Below are 18,683 nucleotides of genomic sequence, written 5' to 3'. Positions count from 1 at the left end.
CTTGGCCAGCTCGGGGGCCGGGGCTATCCCGGCATCCTCGTCGCCGATAAAGCGCTGGTAGCTCTCATAGGCGGGCAGGTAGTGGGCGTAATCCCCCTCGGGCGTAGTCTTGTGGAAGTAGAGCTCGAACTTGTTGACCAGCTTTTTGTCGATCTTCGAGGGGTCATCCTGCGTGAGGTAACACTGCGCCGAGTCGCTGACATAGTTCACGTCGCGCTTGAGGCTCTCCATAAAGTAGAAGGCGCTTTCGTTGGCCCTGTCCTTGCCCGAGGTGACCACCTTGATGCAGTGGGGCTCGCTGCTGTTGAGCAGGGTCGGTAGCCGCACCGCCAGTCGGGTAGCGAGATTGGCGTGCTCCTCCTTGCCCAGCGCCGAGAGTAGGCCATAGCCCAGTTTCTGGTTGGCGGCCGTCACCAGATCGACCTTGCCTCCCAACCCCAGCCCGAGGGTGGTGAGCGCCCCCTGACGCTGCGCCTCTTCCCATACCAGCTTGGTCAGCACGTCATATTTCGGGCTGGAAAGTGAACGTGAGCCGTGGCGCGCCACCATCTCGGTAAAGACCGGGCTGAACCCTTGAGGTGCTGGCTCGTAGCTCTCTGCCTGCTGCTGCGGGCTGTAGACCGCTTTGGTGCTGTATTGGTAGGCTGTTTTGCCTTGGCTGTCGGCAGACGATTCGTTCTCTGACTGGCAGCCGCCAAGCAAGACCAGCGAGACGGCCAAAGCAACATAAGAAGAGCGCGGGAAAGTCATGATAATCCTTATCTATCGTTATGAAAAAATAAGTGAAATATCATAGGAGCCATTAATGACAGTTAGATGTCACTTTGGTGAGGCGGATATTTTTTAATTGTTCAGTGCTAAAGAGTGAGGGAGGCATGATGCCTCCCTCTTGTTATTGCTTGCCGGTCAGGGCTAGAGCCTAGTGAACCCTTTAATTGTAGAAATGTTCTTCGATATTCTGAATTTTGAACATCTAGTCACACAAACGAATACTTAATTTACTGGCATTGGTGTCTGGCGGTCCTCTTTATTGATACTCATATGCGAAACATGCCGACCTGATTACTCAGTTCACCCGAAATGTTTTTAAGTTGTTCAGAGAGATGGCGCGAACTGTCTGCATCCACTGCCAGTTCGTCCGAGACATCTTTGACCGCCTGAATGTTGCGGCTTACCTCGTCGGTGACGGCCCGTTGCTCTTCGGCTGCGCTGGAGATCTGGGTCGCCATATCGGAGATCTGGTTGATCGAAGTGGTGATCTGCTCCAGCGCATGGGTGGCGTTGTTGGCGTCATCCACGCTGTTCTGGGCCAGTTGCTGGCCTTCATGCATGGTGCTGACCGCTCCCTGGGTATTGCGTTGCAGGGTTTCGATCATGCTGCGGATCTCGACAGTCGAGCTGTGGGTACGTTGTGACAAAACGCGCACCTCGTCGGCCACTACCGCAAAGCCACGGCCCTGTTCACCGGCCCGCGCCGCTTCGATGGCGGCGTTGAGCGCCAGCAGGTTGGTCTGCTCGGCGATGCCCTGAATGGTGGAGAGGATGGTGTTGATCTCCTGAGCGTTTTTCTCCAGTTCCTGAATGATGTTGGAGGCCTGTTCCACCTGGGTGGCCAGATCGGTGATGGAGCGCTGGTTGCGGGCGATCACCTGTTTGCCATGCTCGCAACTGCTGGAGGAGCTGCGGGCCGCTTCGGCAGTTTGCTCGGCGTTGCTGGCAACATCGACCGCAGTTGCCGACATCTCATGGACCGCAGTGGCGATCTGAGTGATCTCGTTTTGCTGGCGAGCCAGCCCCTCATTGGCCTTCTCCGCCATGCTGTGGGAGGACTTGGCCTGCTGGTTGAGTTGGCCGGAGGAGTTGGAAATGTCCTGCACCATCGCATGGAGCCGCTCAATGAAGGTATTGACGTGTTTGGCAACCGCGCCCACCTCATCTTCACGCTCGATCTTGAGGCGGCGGGTCAAATCGCCGTTGCCACGGGAGAGATCGGCAATTGCCTCGCCCAGGGTTTTCAGAGGCGCTAGCGAGCTGTTGATGGCGACATAGGAGAAGCCAGCCACGATCAATATGGTGATGAGCCCCTGAATAAGTGAGGAGGTGACCATGCGGCGTACCGACTGGTAAGCGGTTTCGTCATCCACCATCATGCCGTAATACCAATTGGTGTTGGGGATCGCGTTAAAGTCAAAGACCTCTTTCTTACCGCTGATCACCAGCTCGTTGATCGTACCGTCATGAGCGATCTGATTGATGTAAGACGCGGTCAACTCGGGGGCTAGCGTTGTGGCGGGTTTCAGACTCAGGGAGGCATCGGGGTGGGCGATGATGGTGCCGTTGCTGTCGACCAGAATGGCGTAAGTCCCCTCGGTAGTGACCGTCAGAATGTCCGAGATAAGGGCGCTGATAGAGACATCTCCGGCGATAACCCCCTGGGTGTTGCCACGCTGGAATGGCTCGGCGATGGTGACGATCAAACTGCCGTTAGAGACATCGGCGTAGGGCGCAGTGATGACCAGTTTACCGGCGGCAACTGCATCCTTGTACCAGGTGCGTTGACGGGGGTCATAATCGGCTGGCAGGCCGGAGGGGGTACTCTCGAGCATCTTGCCGTCAGCAGTACCGGCATAGACCCCCTCAAAGCCACCGGCATTCATGGCTTGGGCCAGATGGCTGATGGGTTCATCTTCTTTGGTGAATGCTTCCTTGGTGGTACTGACCATGCTGATGCGGGCATCGACCCAGTTGGAGATACCCTTGACGTTGGCCATGGAGCTTTCGTCAATGATGCTCCAGACCAGTCTCTGGGTTTCAGTGCGCAGTTGTGAGGTGTTGTACCAGACTTGCAGGCCGGTGATCACCAGGATGATGATCCCGATAGCCAAGACCAGCTTGTTTTTAATGGATAAGTTCATAGTGACATCCCTGTGAGCGTTAGTCTGAGTGTAGGAAAAAATTTAATTATTGTGGAATTTTAGTGGGTTATTGACTAAATCCGAAATTTTCAGCGAATCCGGGGAGCTGATCCTCTGACTCAACCAACCTAGAGAGTCAGATGGGCAAGTCCCAACAGGAGATCCCCTGTCAGGCGACAAGTGAACTGAGCGGAGCTGTACAGATCTAGTTATCACCTGACACCGGCCTCAAACCGGTGTCTTGTTTACGCTACTTTAGGGAAGGTGCGAATAAGCGGGGAAATTCTTCTCGGCTGACTCAGTCATTTCATTTTTTCAGTTTGAGCCGATCTTTTCTCCCGTAAATGCCTTGAATCAGCCTATTTAGACCGTTTCTTCGCCATTTAAGGCGTTATTCCCAGTTTTTAGTGAGATCTCTCCCACTGACGTATCATTTGGTCCGCCCGAAACAGGTTGGCCAGCGTGAATAACATCGCCAGTTGGTTATCGTTTTTCAGCAACCCCTTGTATCTGGCTTTCACGAAGCCGAACTGTCGCTTGATGATGCGAAACGGGTGCTCCACCTTGGCCCGGATGCTGGCTTTCATGTATTCGATGTTGATGGCCGTTTTGTTCTTGCGTGGATGCTGTTTCAAGGTTCTTACCTTGCCGGGGCGCTCGGCGATCAGCCAGTCCACATCCTCGCGCTGTGGCGCCCCTTGGTAGCCGGCATCGGCTGAGACAAATTGCTCCTCTCCATGCAGCAGATTACCCAGCTGATTGAGGTCATGCTCGTTGGCCGCGGTGGTGACTAGGCTGTGGGTCAGGCCACTCTTGGCGTCGACACCAATGTGGGCCTTCATGCCAAAGTGTCACTGATTGCCTTTCTTGGTCTGATGCATCTCCGGATCGCGTTGCTGCTCTTTGTTCTTGGTCGAGCTGGGAGCCTCAATGATGGTGGCATCGACCAAGGTGCCTTGAGTCATCATGACGCCTGCTTCGGCCAGCCAGCGATTGATGGTCTTGAACAATTGGCGGGCCAGTTGATGCTGCTCCAGCAGGTGGCGGAAATTCATGATGGTGGTGCGGTCCGGCAAGGCGCTATCCAGGGATAACCGGGCAAACAGACGCATGGAGGCGATTTCGTACAGAGCATCTTCCATCGCGCCATCGCTCAGGTTGTACCAATGCTGCATGCAGTGAATGCGTAGCATGGTTTCCAGCGGATAAGGTCGCCGGCCATTACCAGCCTTGGGGTAAAACGGCTCGATGACTTCCACCATGTTTTGCCATGGCAGAATCTGCTCCATGCGGGACAAGAAAATCTCTTTTCTGGTCTGACGGCGCTTACTGCTGAATTCACTGTCGGCGAAGGTAAGTTGATGACTCATGATGAACCCTGTTCCATGGCTCCAGATGACATGCATGATCTCATATCAGGGACTTGTTCGCACCTTCCTTAAGTGCGGTGATACTGAATTTAAGACATGGAATTAGTCTAGAAATGCAAGCTATAGAAAATTAGTATCTATAAGCAGCTTTCCAATAAGTATACATATCTACTTATATCATATTAGATGTTACAGTCCGCATGAAGCTAAAAAACCACCTAAAAGATCTTGAAATAGCAGTAATGACTATATATTCCTGCTCAAATCACACCTTGGATTGAAATATGGATTTCTTTATGCGATAGATTATTTCTTTTAGAAAAATCGTCAACGCAGATAGAGTAGGAAATTCTACAACGCTTATTAGCTTGAAGATTACATATCAACTTTGACTCATCAAGATATTATAACATTTTTCTACAAGAGGAGAAATCGGCCTGTCTTTCAATAAAACGATAAATAATGGGCGAAATCTAATAGAAATAGGCATAACAGAAACATCATCAGCATATCCTGATTCACGCACCACCCGAGAAGACACCAGCGAAACTCCTAGTCCCTCAGCAACAGCTCTGACTATTCCTTCAGTACTACCATATTCAATGCACCGTATAGGGATAATGCCTTGATTTTCTAACCATAACTCTGTTGCTTCTCTCGTTCCTGAACCAGGTTCTCTTAACAACCAAGTGTGTTGTGCCCAATCATGTTCATATGTATCTGATGTTAGGGATGTAATAAGACAAAGCTCATCATCATGCCAATGACATGATAAGAGGCGAGGATCACTCAGTGTTCCTTCGACCAATCCGATATCGATTTGACAGTCTAATAACTGCTGTCCTATATACTGCGTATTTCCCGTAGTTATTTTTAGGTCAATATCAGGAAAACGTTGTATAAGTTTTGATAAATATGGTCGAAACCAATACCCAGCAATTGTGCTACTTGCTCCAATTGTCAAGCGCCCTTTCTTCATTCCAATTCTGGCTTGCATATCATCAATGGCAGCACGCTCTAACATGTATATTGCATGCGCATGGTCAAATAGCACTTGCCCATGCTCAGTCAAATGAATCCCTTTTCGGCTTCTACCTGAACCTCTTTCTAGTAATGGAAGCCCTATCTGACGCTCTAACTCACTAACTGCTTTTGATACCGCTGGCTGGCTAATACAAAGATGTGTGGCTGCATTGGAAAAACCGCCCTCACTTGAAACCGTATAAAAAATGCGCAAAAGGTGTAGGTTTATAACCATAACTGTAGGTTATCCATTGTTAATTATTATGTATTTTTATTATCAATTATCAAGGCATATAATGCTATAACACAGTAAATAAGTATAGAAGACCACTCAATGCCTCATTCGTCTGTTGTACATGATAATAATTCGTTTTTGAAAAGTAGCCTAAAAAGCTACCAGTGGTGGCTAGGCATCATACTCGTAGCGATAATTGCCGCAATGAGTATTTTAGCTAGTAAACTGGATGTTGCAACTCATATGGGCCTTAGTGCGCTTACTTTGGCTATTGTATTTGGGATTTTTATTGGAAACACCGTCTTCCCTCGTGTAGCAAATCATACTGCTATAGGTGTAGATTATGCTAAAAATAAATTACTTAGAGTTGGCATTGTTCTTTATGGCTTCAGAATAACCTTCCAGCAAATAGAGGGGATAGGCTGGGCAGGAATTATCATAGACATATTAATGATCAGCTGTACGTTTATCTTGGCTTATTATATTGGAACAAAACTATTAAGACTTGATAAACAGACAACAATGCTAATTGGTGCAGGAAGTTCCATTTGTGGTGCAGCTGCGATAATGGCTGCTGAACCTGTGATCAAGGGCCAAGCTCATAAGGTTTCAGTTGCTGTTGCTACGGTGGTTGTATTTGGAACTATTGCTATGTTTCTATACCCACTAATTTATCCCTATTTAGATATAAGTGCTGAACAATACGGCATGTTTGCTGGTTCAACAATTCATGAAGTCGCACAGGTAGTGGCAGCAGGCCGTAGTGTCAGCGAGGATGCAGCAAATACGGCCGTGATTGTTAAGATGATTCGTGTCATGATGCTCGCACCATTTTTAATAGTATTATCTACATGCATCGGTAAAGAGACTCATGATACGTCCCATAAAAGCAATAGCATTACTATACCATGGTTTGCGGTATTATTTATTGTCGCCAGTGGAATAAATTCCCTTAACATTATACCTCCACACATTGTCAATTACTTGATTGATATCGACAGTATATTGCTTGCAATGGCTATGGCCGCTCTTGGATTACGTACTCACATTGGTGCAATACATCAAGCGGGTGTAAAACCTTTGATTCTTGCTGCCATACTATTTCTATTCCTTTGTGTAGGTGGTTTTTTTATAAATCTAGCCGTATTAATTTTATTTTGAATATTAAAAGAAAATGGCAAAGATCTCATTTGATAATGTAATCCCACTTTAATATAAAATTTTTTTCCATCATATAAAAATATAAATAAAGAGTGCAATTAAATACATTGCATCCAAATGCAAGATGTATCTTTCAGAGACATCTTGCATTGTGATGTAGAGCATCAATAATAATGCATCACACTTACTGTGATTTTAATTAAATCAGTTACTAACTACTGAATTTTTTTAGTAGAAATCATTAGCAAAAAGTGCTTTAATGAACATCCTGAATGCCAATTTAATGTGTAACATCGAAGGTGTTTGACATGCATGGAGTTGCGTTATTTTTGCATATTTTAGGTGCAACAATCTGGACTGGCGGGCATATTATACTCGCTCTAATAGTTCTCCCTAAAGCACTAAAGGAATCGTCAACGAAAATATTACTAGACTTTGAATCTGTATACGAGAGAATTGGAATGCCTGCCTTAATAACGCAGATAGTCACGGGTATTTACCTGGCATTGAACATTGAGAGTGATGTACTAAATTGGTTTAACATTGATAACAGGGTTACAAATGTTATTCTCATTAAATTGGCATTACTTACACTCACTACCTGTTTTGCAATAAATGCTAGATTTCGTGTAATTCCGAATTTAAATGAGTCTAATTTAGCTTTAATGGGATGGCACATTCGAGCAGTGACAATCATATCTATCCTATTCGTTTTTGTAGGCGTTTCATTCAGAACAGGATGGTTGTATTAAAGTTATAATGAAACTAATAAAAGCAATGTTAGATAAATCATCACTTGGTGCATAATATTATGTATGCCAAGTGGTGATTTCTTCTTAACCCAATACAAGGCATACATATGATGTGATATTTTATAGGAAATATAGGGAGCTATCCCATACACCTAGTTTATAGTTCGATTATGTGCCCACACTGCCACTTCCACTCTTGATTTCAAGCTTAATTTTTTTAGTATATTTTTCACGTGAATTTTGACTGTTCCTACAGATATAAATAATTCTTGAGCGATTAGCTTGTTTGAAAAGCCGTTTGACATAAGCTTTAGCACATCTATCTCTCTATGGCTTAAAGAATTTATCGAGTTAGCTGCTTTTTTTGATTGCTTAATATAATGATCTGAATTACAAATCTTTAATATTGAAGGGCTCGCCACAAATGAAATAGAATAAATTGATCTTATTGACATTATAAAATCAGATGGCTCTATGTCTTTGAGCAAATATCCATCTGCTCCTGCCCTGAAAGTCTCAATTACATCCATTTCAAGGTCGGAACATGTGAAAATTATGACTTTGCATTTCAGCCCATGTGCCTTTATTTTTTTTAACGTTTCAAGACCGTTCAGTATGGGCATATCAAGATCTAATATTATTACATCCGGCTCGTAAGTAATAGCCAGCTCTAGCCCTTGTTGGCCATCACCTGCTTCTGCAACGACTTTAATGTCAGGATCTGTAGATAAAAGCTCTTTTATTCCACTGCGTAGAATGGAATGATCATCAATCAATAAAGTTTTTAGTGGCGATGGTGGTCTGTTTGATTCAATGTTGTCCATAACTAGGGCTCTATTATATTATTAATGCTCTGATTTCAAATCGAAATTTCAAAAATGTAAAAAATACTGATATTTACTTCAGTCCCAACCGCTTGGCTAGGCGGTGTAAATTACCACAATCAATATCTAAGGCTCGTGCTGTTGCAGCCCAATTATCATTATGATCTGCTAGCACCTTCGTAATTAGCGCAGACTGAAATGCATCAGTTGATGCTCTCAAACCCATTTGGTTAGTGGTGAAGCCATCAATATTTTCGGCAGGGCTTATACTAGATTGAGGCATTGGTGGCATAGCTATACTGAAATGATGGGTTGCAAGCGTCAGAACCGGACTTCGTTGCTCTGCTCTAGCCAATACGGCACCACGATGAATGGCATGCTCCAGTTCGCGCACATTACCAGGCCAGTCATAGCCCTTCAAAAGATGCAGTGCTTGAGGTTGGATCCGCAGTTGCTCTAACCCCATACTCACTCGACAGCACTCGCAAAAGTAGCCAGCCAACAAGGAGATATCATCCTCTCTATCTCTCAAGGCTGGTACATGTATAGGGAAAACACTCAGGCGATGATAGAGGTCTGCTCGAAACTTGCCATCGATGACTGCTTTCTTCAAGTCTCGGTTCGTTGCAGCAAGCACACGTACATTGACTTTCAGTGGGGTATCATCACCAATGCGCTGCAAGTCTCCATATTGAATGACACGTAGCAATTTTGCCTGCAATGATAAGGATAATTCACCAACTTCATCCAGGAACAACGTGCCCTTATCCGCTAATTCAAATTTACCCGCACGATTATGAATAGCGCCTGTAAACGCTCCCTTTACATGCCCAAATAGTTCACTCTCTGCTACGGATTCCGGTAGGGCTGCGCAATTGAGATATACCAATTTGCGATCTGCACGTGGCGAGCCAAGATGTACAGCTTTTGCTATTAACTCCTTACCTACACCCGTTTCGCCCAAAATCAGGACGTTTAAATCAGTATTAGCAACTATATCTACCTCATGCTTTAGCTGCTGCATCGCCTGAGAATGCCCGATTATCTCGAACCTATCTGCACCTGTTGGTGTTGAAGGTATTAATGGCTCACTGCTCTGGCGAGCTAAACGCTCTAGTAGTAATGAGTTACTTAACGCCGCTGCCGCTAGCGCACCAATTAAACGCAACTCTTCATCGCTAATGTCATCAAACTGAGCAGGATTCATTCCATCTATGGTCAATGCACCAATCAAGACTTGATCGGAGAACAGAGGCAAACCAACACAAGCATGCACCTTAAATTCTGCATGATCAGGGATCAAGCCATCATAGGGGTCTGGCAAGCTACTATCTGCCGGAAAGCGTACTACGTCACCAGCACGGGCAATTGCCTCCATGCGTGGGTGCTCCTTGATGGCGAAACGGCGTCCTAATACGTCCTGCATTAAGCCATCGATGGCGAGCGGGATGAACTGGCCTCCTTCGTATCGTAGCAAGGCTGACGCATCTGAGTTCAGTAGGCTGCGAATACTCTGGATAAGGCGGTGGAATCTGTCTTGATGTGAAATCCCCAGCTGTATGTCTATAGCAATACGAGCCAAACTGTCTGTCGAAATCATTGTTAGTGTCCAAATGACATTAATGCTGTCATTTAAACAATATCAATACTATGTCATTTTAACAAGAAAATAAACTAAGCCTCATAAAAACAATGAGTTATGAGTTGGCATGTTAGCTGCAATAGTTGATATCAAGAAATACCAACTATTACATACTGAGGAATTGCCAGATGACCATTCATGTCAAAAACAACATTCACTGGGTCGGCCAACGGGACTGGGAAGTTCGAGATTTTCATGGTACTGAGTACAAGACAAACAAGGGGACGAGCTACAACAGCTATCTCATCCGTGAAGGGAAGAACGTGCTGATTGATACAGTCGATCATAAGTTCAGCCGAGAGTTCGTTCAAAACCTTGCAGCAGAGATCGACCTTAACCTTATCGATTATGTGGTGATCAACCATGCTGAGGAAGATCACGCAGGGGCACTGACCGAATTGATGGCTCGTATCCCAGGCACTCCGATTTACTGCACTCACAACGCTATCGACTCAATCACGGGACACCATCATCATCCTGAATGGAACTTCCATCCAGTCAAAACAGGCGACAGTCTCGACATCGGTAATGGCAAGCAGCTGGTGTTCATTGAAACACCTATGCTGCACTGGCCCGACAGCATGATGACCTACATGACTGAGGACGCAGTGTTGTTTTCTAACGATGCCTTCGGTCAACACTATTGTGATGAGCATCTGTTCAATGACGAAGTAGATCAAACCGAATTGATGGAGCAGTGCCAACGGTACTACGCAAATATCCTCACCCCATTCAGCCCACTTGTGACAGCTAAAATCAAAGAGGTGCTTGGATTCAACCTGCCAGTAAGCATGGTGGCAACCTCCCACGGTATTGTCTGGCGTGAGGATCCGACCCAAATTATTCTCAAGTATCTGGAGTGGGCAGACCACTACCAAGAAGATCGTATCACCCTGTTCTATGACTCGATGTCAAACAACACCCGTATGATGGCCGATGCCATCGCACAGGGTATTCACGAAGTTGACCCTGGGGTCGCAGTCAAGATCTACAACGTAGCCCGCCACGATAAGAACGAGATCCTGACACAAGTGTTCCGCTCCAAGGGAATACTCGTGGGCTCATCCACAATGAACAACGTCATGATGCCTAAGGTGGCAGGCATGCTGGAGGAGATAACTGGCCTGCGCTTTAGAAACAAGCGTGCTTCTGCATTCGGCAGTTACGGCTGGACTGGTGGTGCAGTAGATCGTATCCAGACCCGATTGATGGATGCAGGCTTTGATATCAGCATTTCTCTGAAAGCCAAATGGCGACCAGATGGTTCTGCACTGGCAGAGTGCCGAGAGCATGGACGCCAGCTCGCTCGTCAATGGGCGTTACATCCTATTGAGGTGCCTCGCCCAGAAAAAGCAGCCCATCAAGTGCCATTCACTGTTGATATCTCCCCTGTAGAGGAGACCACCCAGTCAGTTGTAGCCGGAGTAGACGATGAGCAAGCAATGCTTTGCACAGTCTGCCAGTGGGTTTATGACCCCGCCTTAGGTGAACCGGATCAATTGGTTGCGGTTGGCACTCCCTGGAGCCTTGTACCGGAGAGTTTCCTTTGCCCTGGCTGCGGCATCGGCAAGGAGGTATTCGAACCATGCGCAGTGGAGGCATGTGTATGAGCGCATTAAATGAGCATTATGCTGGTTCCAGCCAGGATATAGTCATCATCGGTAGCGGCTTTGCCGCTCAGCAGTTGGTAAAAAGCTTGCGTAAATTAGATGGTGAAAGACCGATCCGTCTTATTACCGCTGATAATGGCAATGAATATAACAAACCGGACTTGAGTCATGTGGTCAGTCGTGGTTACACCGCCAGCGCAATGACAAAGTTGACGGGGGCTCAATTTGCTGAACAGCAACGTATCATTCTGTCACCTAATACGATTGTGCATAGCATTAGTCCGAATAACAAAATGGTACACACAAATAATGGCGATTTTTCTTATGGCCAGCTAGTGCTGGCAACTGGGGCCAGTTCTATACTGCCTCCCGTTCCCAACTCGGATAAAATGGTAACCCTCAATAGCCAAAATGATTATGCCAATGCCGAACAATTAATTAAGAATGCAAAACGCATTATGGTACTCGGAGCAGGTTTGATCGGCTGTGAGTTGGCTATGGATATGGTGGGCCAAGACCGAATTGTGACGCTTGTAGATCTGGCGGACAGCCCCCTAAGTACATTAATGCCAGCTGCATTGAGTCAACCGTTACTGCAAGCCTTACGGGAGCAGGGGGTTGACCTAAAACTTGGTCGAGGTATCAAGTCGATACAAAGAGGAGATGCCAACGAATCCTTTACGATAGAGCTCACTGACAGCAGTTTCAGTGAACAGGATCTTGTCATTTCAGCTATAGGTCTACAACCGAATCTATCCTTAGCGATGAATGCGGGACTGGCTGTAAGGCGTGGAATTGTAGTGGATGAATACCTGAGAACATCGAGTGAGCACATTTATGCGCTTGGCGATTGCGTTGAGTGGAAAGGTGAATTACGCCCCTTTTTGCAGCCAATTGTTCTCGGTGCCAATGCATTATCTAAAACTCTGATTGGTAAGCCAACACCACTAACGCTTCCTCCAATGCTAGTGAAGGTAAAAACACTTCAATATCCTTTGCAGTTAGCTGGTAGAACAAAAGGTACAGACCTTTCATGGCAGTTTAAGTGGAATAAAAATGGAATGGTCGCAGAAGCTCGCAGCGAGGATGGTGAAATGTGCGGCTTTGTCGTAGGTGGAGACCAAATGGGAGCTGCATTCCCACTTCTACGCCTTCTTTCTAGATGAATAATTGCTGGCTGAGCATATGCTCAGCCTTACTTAATTTCATAGATTATTAAGGATAAAACATGTCGCTACTGCATAGTATACCAGCTCATTGGGTTGTTCGCCGTTCAACCCCATTCTTTACAAATGAAAACGTACCACAGGCTCTATTAACCCATCACAATACAGCTGCTGGCGTATTCGGTCAGTTATGTGTAATGGAGGGGACGGTAACATATTACGGTTTTGCTGATGAAACAGCGGAGATACCTGAAATTACGCTTGTAATCCGAGCCGGAGAGTTTGCAACCAGCCCACCTCAGTATTGGCACAGGGTTGAACTGTCTGAAGATGCTAGATTCAATATCCATTTTTGGGCTGAAAACGTAAGCTCAGACACCCCACTCATTAAGACAAGAGAATAAATTACAATCTGGTCATCGCCACAAACTAGGCCAACTGCCCATCCAGATCAAAATGAATAACTGTAATGTTGTTTATGATTGGCTGTTTTTGCGATGGGAGTTGGCTAGATGAGTGGGATTGAAACCATAACCATGCTGAGTGGCTTGGTGTATCTGTTGTTGTTCCAGTGGCATGAGCGTTCAGGCTGGTCTTGGCAGCTGTTCATGATGCTAACCGCTGCTGTATGGTTGACGGTAGCAGCCAAGCCACCACTAAGTAGTTTAATCGTGTTTGCTGTCGCTATTGGTATGCTTTATAGATATAAATTAATATCCGCATTTTATGATTCAAGTGATCAACAACTTCGTAGTTTAGTTAGATATTTCTTAGTTATATCGTGGGGATTTGTAACAATACAGTATGGCGTTTATATTTTTCAACTCCACCAGGGTGACCTACCTTGGCTGTCTAGACCTGATATCGTAGATGGCTTTCTACCTATAGCGGGCGGTCTTGGCTTGCGGGCGTTGTTGAGTTTGGGCATTACTGATTACCACCATCCAGCTGCAACAATCACAGTCTTGGTTATTTCCTTATCTGGACTCATTTTAGGTCGTGCCTTCTGCTCATGGTTTTGCCCTCTTGGGGTTGTCGGTGAATGGCTGCATCATTTTCGAAATTTGCTGCTACCTGGTGAGTGGACTCCGCCAAAATGGTTAGACCTACTGCTCAGGTCTCAGAAATGTCTAGTTCTATCATTTCTGATGTTCATAGTTATTCTTGCTGTTCCAAATGTTGCACTGCCAGGGTACTTGATGAGCCAGTATCACCAAGCTGCTGACATGAAAATGGGAGCCTTCTTTTTCAACTTGAACTTCATATCAGGCATTTTTGTTGCCTGGGTATTATGTATCACGATGTTTTTCAAGCAAGGCTTCTGTAGATACCTATGCCCTTATGGTGGATGGCTTGCCTTGTTAGGACTTCTGACACCATTACGTATTCGCAGGTCTTCCAGCAGCTGTTTACGAAGCAAGGGATACGATTGTGATAAATGCAGTAGAGCATGTCCATCAAGGATACAGGTTAATGAACTTATATCTGTCAGAAATATTGAGTGTACAAACTGTTTAACTTGTATCTCTGCATGCCCAAAACAAGCTAATGCGATTCATTTTGGTACTGCGAATAAAAAGGTTTCAGCAAAGAAACTGCTTGCAATGTTGTGTGTTTTACTTCTCTTAATGCCATTGCTAGCTCATGTGATTTTCGATTTTTGGACAAGCAACACACCATTAGAACAGCGCCGTTATCTATTGGAAATCCTTCCTGGCCTTTCACATTAGAGTGATAGCTATTAAAGCGCCACTTTTCGGTGACGCTTTATTTCTGCAAATGATTAAATAACGCAATAGTTATCACTACTAGTCGAAAATAATCTTCTCATTATGAACCCACACTGCAACTTCAATTCTTGAATGAAGATTTAATTTTTTAAGAATGTTTTTTACATGAACTTTAACTGTTCCTTCAGAAATAAATAAACGTCTTGATATAACCTTATTAGGCAAGCCTTGAGCAATAAATTTCAAAACATCTATTTCGCGATGGCTTAACACTTGGAGATTTTTGTCTTTAAGGCGGTTTTTTCTTCTTGACTGCATACTTTCAATAAGGATTGCAGTTAGTTTTGGGCTTATCACAAGCTTTCCCATGCACGCCTGTTCAATCGAGCTAATCAGGTCTTCAGGTTCCATGTCTTTGAGTAGATAACCATCTGCTCCAGCAAGTATAGCATCCGAAACATCATCTTCATAATCTGATACTGTGAAGATTACGATTCTGCTAGATACATTATGCGCTCGTAATGACTTTAATGTGTCTATACCACTAAACTCAGGCATATTAAGATCTAACAAAATTAAGTCAGGTTCATAATCTAATGCTAGCTGAACACCATCTTGTCCTGTACTGGCTTCAGCTACAATAGTTAAAAAGGGATTTGTACGTAAAAGTTGCTTAATCCCGCTCCGTAGGACAGGATGATCATCAATTAGTAAAATTGAAAAAACATCTGCGTTGGTTGTTAAAGCTTTTTCCATGTGTGTTCCTCAAACTACGTGAAGATCAATTTTCACTTGCGTCCGTTCATTAATGAATGAAATATTTTCTGATTTTAGAAAAACAACTAAGCTCGATATTGAATCCTCGAACTCAGCTTCACCCTTCAGGATGATAATGACATATTCAGCTAGGGATTTTATATGCAGCTCAATCCGTGATGGAGGCATACTTATCCTTAAACATTCGAATAATTTATTGAAGAAGTTCAGTATGAGTATTTCCTGCTCATGCGAATAGTCTTCATAAAAATCTTTATATTCCAACCTAATGTTAAAACCATATGTGTCATTAAATATTGCTATCGCATCTTTTAATAAAATTAACGTTTCGATTTTCTTATATGGAATTCTAAAAGTAGAAATTAGTTTTCTGATGTTTGAGTAAGCTTCATTTAACTCACACCTCATCTCTGAAACATTATCAACCTGAGAAGAACTAATGATGATTGGATCCCTTTGAAGAAGGCTAATCTTTATCTTTAAGTATGATAAAGACTGTGCTATCGAATCATGAAGTGTTTGAGCAATTGTGTTTCTTTCTTTAAATAATAATAGTTGTTGTTGTTGTTGCTCTTTGTAGTAAAGAGATAAGGATTGAGACAGCAAGTTGCAAAATGCAAATATTAATTGTTCTGTATCATGTAATATAGTGACTTCATTTGAAAAGAAAAATTCTATGTAACCATAATCATTATGCGCATCTCCAATGTTCCATAACCTATTATTATATTCACTCTCAATAGGGGATGTGACATCTGCATTATTAATACATAATGAGCAACGCATAGAGGCACAATGTAATGGCCTCACGTTCTCACCAAAGGTGTATAAATGTTTGACCGAATTTTTATGTGGATCATGAATATATACTTTTATTTTTCCAGCCCCAGTGTATCCGATTAATTCTTTCATGAAAGGAGCTAAAACTTTGCAGTTGAATTCTTGATTTTGAAATAATCTACAACTGCGATAAAGGAATTCTAAATGCAAATTCTGCAAGTTAAGTTTATGCGTTTTTTCAGCTACCATCTGTTCCAGATCGCTGTAGGTATGCTTAACAACCTCTGACATATTGTTTAATGCATTGCCAAGCTGCCACATCTCATCGCGGTAATCATGTGATTCAGAATCAAATTTTGAACTAAAATCACCATGCTGAATGTTTTTAGCCATTAACAATAATTTTGACCACGGTCTAAAGAAACGCTTATTTAAGCTATAAATTGCGATGAAGGAAAACAATATAACAATTAAAGAAGATGCTTTTTGAAGGCCATTAATCACTACGATCTTAGATTCTGTTTTGTTCTCAATGCTTTTGATTATCTTCTGTAGCAAACTAATAAACTCTTTAGAGCGGTTAATGCTTAATGGTGTTGCTACATCACCAGATTTTAAGTGGGAAAGAATGTTTTTTAATTTTGGATCCCACAAACTGTTGAGTTGTATGTATTCTTTATTAAGGTTGTGCTTTTCAGCCGTGTTAATAAAAAAAGGATCATGCAGAATTGATTCAACGCTATTAACCGCTTGCACTTTTTCATCAACAGACAGTGTTCCTGAGAGGAGTGCATAGACTTTCATTCTAATTGAACCAATACTATTTATCACATATGCATTCCCTTGGATGCTTGATGACAAATAAATCGATGCACTCATATTAAATATAGATATGAGGCATAGTGTACATATAATTGACGTTATAGAAATTGTAATAGACAGTTTCTTCCAATACTTCAATAGTATGTTCACGAATTTGACACTTCCTAAGATTGTCACTACTGATGTTTATACCTTTTAGATACCCTAATAAAAATACCTCAAAGTAAATACCTACAATATTCCAGACATTAGCCAGCTCATGATAAAGAAAGTCTTGTTGAAGCTAAGTGCATGATTTTGTTGTGGTTAATTTCAACCCGCCCCCCCCCTGTAGTAGGTAGTTATCGAAATATTCATCATTTGTAATACATATGTTCAGTTGATCTAAGTCAATAAAAAATATCCATTTAAATTGTTTATTGGAAATTGTGTACCCCAACACTAACCGGTGAGCAAAATGTCCATATATCAAAAATACAAAGATGGATGTGAAGACAGTCACACAAATAAAAGAAATAACAGCAAAACGCTCGTTGACTGGAATCCTGATGACAAGTGCTTTTGGATTGAGAATGGTTCTCATATTGCCAGAAGAAACCTACTGATATCTATCCCTTGTCTACTGATCTCATTCTCTGTGTGGATGATATTCAGCGTAGTAGCAATGAACTTGCCTTTAGCTGGTTTCACCTTTACAACAGACCAGCTGTTTCTGCTGACTGCACTCCCGTCACTTACTGGAGCTTTAGGACGGATTCCTTACTCATTTGTGATCCCAGTTTTTGGTGGCCGGAGATGGACAGCATTCAGTACCTTGTTGCTTATGATACCTATGTCATGGTTGACCATTGCATTGCAAGACACCACAACGCCGTATTCAACATTTCTAATAATCTCTTTGTTATGTGGGTTTGGTGGTGCCAACTTTGCATCTAGTATGGCTAACATCAGCTTGTTTTATCCAAAAACTCAACAAGGAAAGGCTCTTGGTTTAAATGGGGGGCTAGGTAACTTGGGTGTCAGTGTCATGCAGATGCTTGTACCTATCGTAATTTCTGTAAATATCTTTGGCCCTTTCGGTTTAGGTCAAGGAAATCCTGATGCATCAATATGGCTCAGCAATGCACCCTTAATATGGATGCCAGTAATATTGATATTGAGTATTGCAGCGTGGCATTTTATGAATGATATTGCAGCACCCAAAGCCTCGTTTAAAGAGCAATGGGTAGTGTTAAAACAAAAACATCTTTGGATTATGAGTGTTTTATATTTGGCTGCCTTTGGTTCATTCATTGGATTCTCTGCGGGGTTTGCAATGCTCGCTAAAACTCAATTCCCTGATATTGAAATAATGAAATATGCTTTCATAGGGCCATTATTCGGCGCATTGATGAGGCCAGTTGGTGGCGTTTTATCAGATAAGCTGGGCGGTGTTAAAGTCACCTTTGTTAGCTTTTGCTTAATGGCTACGTTAGTTGCGGTTTTGTTTTCAACTCTTCCATCAGATGCAGGGCATGGCAACTTCACCTATTTTCTAGCTGTCTTTATGGCTTTGTTCTCATGCGCAGGAGTTGGGAGTGGTTCTACATTTCAAATGATCGCCGTTTTGTTTAGGGGGATGATGATAAAAAGGAATCTACAGCGATATGATTCAGAAGCTCAAGCCTTAAAAAAATCAGCAAATGATACAGCAACAGCATTAGGGTTCATCTCAGCAATAGGTGCAATTGGTGGTTTCTTTATTCCAAACGCATTCGGCTTATCAATAGCTCTCAGCGGAACACCAATTAATGCGATGAAAGCTTTTTTAGTCTTCTATGTTATTTGTGGGCTAATAACATGGTTTGTATATGGAAAAGAACTCAATAAATAGAAT

Annotated in this window: 13 protein-coding genes and 2 pseudogenes; 7 read left to right on the top strand and 8 right to left on the bottom strand. The window is 43.6% G+C overall.

Annotation, left to right across the window (positions count from 1 at the left end):
* From ACTG19_RS06055 to ACTG19_RS06040, 4 genes and pseudogenes are all read right to left on the bottom strand, one after another.
* Nucleotides 1–750 (bottom strand): annotated as a pseudogene (locus ACTG19_RS06055) (histidine-type phosphatase); the annotation flags it as partial.
* A gap of 287 nt (nucleotides 751–1,037) precedes the next feature.
* Entirely contained in the window at nucleotides 1,038–2,915 is a 1,878-nt protein-coding gene (locus tag ACTG19_RS06050) for a methyl-accepting chemotaxis protein (protein ID WP_042083552.1), read from the bottom strand.
* Nucleotides 2,916–3,319: 404 nt separating this feature from the next.
* Nucleotides 3,320–4,285: pseudogene (locus tag ACTG19_RS06045) on the bottom strand (IS5 family transposase).
* A gap of 382 nt (nucleotides 4,286–4,667) precedes the next feature.
* Complete coding sequence (locus ACTG19_RS06040) at nucleotides 4,668–5,543, bottom strand: LysR family transcriptional regulator (protein WP_080768715.1); 876 nt, start codon at nucleotides 5,541–5,543, stop codon at nucleotides 4,668–4,670.
* A 99-nt stretch (nucleotides 5,544–5,642) separates the two neighbouring features.
* Between ACTG19_RS06040 and ACTG19_RS06035 the strand changes: the two genes are divergently transcribed.
* Nucleotides 5,643–6,704, top strand: a complete 1,062-nt coding sequence (locus tag ACTG19_RS06035) for a YeiH family protein (RefSeq protein WP_052447232.1) — start codon at nucleotides 5,643–5,645, stop codon at nucleotides 6,702–6,704.
* Between the two features lie 308 nt (nucleotides 6,705–7,012).
* Nucleotides 7,013–7,456, top strand: coding sequence for a CopD family protein (locus ACTG19_RS06030; RefSeq protein ID WP_042084603.1), 444 nt, complete (start codon nucleotides 7,013–7,015; stop codon nucleotides 7,454–7,456).
* Between the two features lie 152 nt (nucleotides 7,457–7,608).
* On the opposite strand, the gene ACTG19_RS06025 is transcribed toward ACTG19_RS06030, so the two are convergent.
* Both ACTG19_RS06025 and norR read right to left on the bottom strand, forming a co-directional pair.
* A complete protein-coding gene (locus tag ACTG19_RS06025) occupies nucleotides 7,609–8,280 on the bottom strand; it encodes a response regulator (protein ID WP_080768714.1) in 672 nt (223 codons plus the stop codon).
* A 73-nt stretch (nucleotides 8,281–8,353) separates the two neighbouring features.
* Complete coding sequence (norR, locus tag ACTG19_RS06020) at nucleotides 8,354–9,880, bottom strand: nitric oxide reductase transcriptional regulator NorR (RefSeq protein ID WP_082037433.1); 1,527 nt, start codon at nucleotides 9,878–9,880, stop codon at nucleotides 8,354–8,356.
* A 170-nt stretch (nucleotides 9,881–10,050) separates the two neighbouring features.
* Here norR and norV point away from each other — a divergent pair, with 170 nt between their 5' ends.
* From norV to ACTG19_RS06000, 4 genes are all read left to right on the top strand, one after another.
* A complete protein-coding gene (norV, locus tag ACTG19_RS06015; protein WP_017408675.1) occupies nucleotides 10,051–11,532 on the top strand; it encodes an anaerobic nitric oxide reductase flavorubredoxin in 1,482 nt (493 codons plus the stop codon).
* Complete coding sequence (gene norW / locus ACTG19_RS06010) at nucleotides 11,529–12,698, top strand: NADH:flavorubredoxin reductase NorW (protein WP_042024864.1); 1,170 nt, start codon at nucleotides 11,529–11,531, stop codon at nucleotides 12,696–12,698. The genes norV and norW overlap by 4 nt, the downstream gene beginning before the upstream one ends.
* A 62-nt stretch (nucleotides 12,699–12,760) precedes the next feature.
* Nucleotides 12,761–13,102: a DUF1971 domain-containing protein gene (locus tag ACTG19_RS06005; protein WP_017408673.1), complete on the top strand. Its 342-nt coding sequence runs from the start codon at nucleotides 12,761–12,763 to the stop codon at nucleotides 13,100–13,102.
* Between the two features lie 108 nt (nucleotides 13,103–13,210).
* Nucleotides 13,211–14,428 carry a 4Fe-4S binding protein gene (locus ACTG19_RS06000; protein WP_080768713.1) on the top strand — a complete coding sequence of 406 codons (1,218 nt, stop codon included), beginning with the start codon at nucleotides 13,211–13,213 and terminating at the stop codon, nucleotides 14,426–14,428.
* A 78-nt stretch (nucleotides 14,429–14,506) separates the two neighbouring features.
* Here ACTG19_RS06000 and narL read toward each other — a convergent pair whose 3' ends face one another.
* Nucleotides 14,507–15,184: a two-component system response regulator NarL gene (gene narL, locus ACTG19_RS05995; RefSeq protein WP_017408671.1), complete on the bottom strand. Its 678-nt coding sequence runs from the start codon at nucleotides 15,182–15,184 to the stop codon at nucleotides 14,507–14,509.
* Nucleotides 15,185–15,193: 9 nt separating this feature from the next.
* Nucleotides 15,194–16,816 carry a histidine kinase gene (locus tag ACTG19_RS05990; protein WP_159143394.1) on the bottom strand — a complete coding sequence of 541 codons (1,623 nt, stop codon included), beginning with the start codon at nucleotides 16,814–16,816 and terminating at the stop codon, nucleotides 15,194–15,196.
* A 448-nt stretch (nucleotides 16,817–17,264) separates the two neighbouring features.
* On the opposite strand from ACTG19_RS05990, the gene ACTG19_RS05985 reads away from it, so the two are divergent.
* On the top strand, nucleotides 17,265–18,680 hold the full coding sequence (locus ACTG19_RS05985) for a NarK family nitrate/nitrite MFS transporter (protein ID WP_042024865.1): 1,416 nt from the start codon (nucleotides 17,265–17,267) through the stop codon (nucleotides 18,678–18,680).
* The last annotated feature ends 3 nt before the right edge of the window (nucleotides 18,681–18,683 follow it).

Origin of the sequence: Aeromonas sp. 3P, from assembly GCF_051919745.1 — a bacterium.
GTDB classification, from domain to species: Bacteria; Pseudomonadota; Gammaproteobacteria; order Enterobacterales; family Aeromonadaceae; genus Aeromonas; species Aeromonas veronii.
Note: the sequence above shows the minus strand (reverse complement) of the source record. Positions and strands in the feature narration are given on the sequence as shown.

What these genes read in the sequence shown, in the direction of transcription:
- ACTG19_RS06000 (WP_080768713.1), top strand. Translation starts at nt 13,211, where the DNA reads ATGAGTGGGATTGAAACCATAACCATGCTGAGTGGCTTGGTGTATCTG.
- ACTG19_RS05985 (WP_042024865.1), top strand. Translation starts at nt 17,265, where the DNA reads ATGTCCATATATCAAAAATACAAAGATGGATGTGAAGACAGTCACACA.
- ACTG19_RS06025 (WP_080768714.1), bottom strand. Translation starts at nt 8,280, where the DNA reads ATGGACAACATTGAATCAAACAGACCACCATCGCCACTAAAAACTTTA.
- norR (WP_082037433.1), bottom strand. Translation starts at nt 9,880, where the DNA reads ATGATTTCGACAGACAGTTTGGCTCGTATTGCTATAGACATACAGCTG.
- norW (WP_042024864.1), top strand. Translation starts at nt 11,529, where the DNA reads ATGAGCGCATTAAATGAGCATTATGCTGGTTCCAGCCAGGATATAGTC.
- ACTG19_RS06030 (WP_042084603.1), top strand. Translation starts at nt 7,013, where the DNA reads ATGCATGGAGTTGCGTTATTTTTGCATATTTTAGGTGCAACAATCTGG.
- ACTG19_RS06035 (WP_052447232.1), top strand. Translation starts at nt 5,643, where the DNA reads ATGCCTCATTCGTCTGTTGTACATGATAATAATTCGTTTTTGAAAAGT.
- norV (WP_017408675.1), top strand. Translation starts at nt 10,051, where the DNA reads ATGACCATTCATGTCAAAAACAACATTCACTGGGTCGGCCAACGGGAC.
- ACTG19_RS06040 (WP_080768715.1), bottom strand. Translation starts at nt 5,543, where the DNA reads ATGGTTATAAACCTACACCTTTTGCGCATTTTTTATACGGTTTCAAGT.
- narL (WP_017408671.1), bottom strand. Translation starts at nt 15,184, where the DNA reads ATGGAAAAAGCTTTAACAACCAACGCAGATGTTTTTTCAATTTTACTA.
- ACTG19_RS06005 (WP_017408673.1), top strand. Translation starts at nt 12,761, where the DNA reads ATGTCGCTACTGCATAGTATACCAGCTCATTGGGTTGTTCGCCGTTCA.
- ACTG19_RS06050 (WP_042083552.1), bottom strand. Translation starts at nt 2,915, where the DNA reads ATGAACTTATCCATTAAAAACAAGCTGGTCTTGGCTATCGGGATCATC.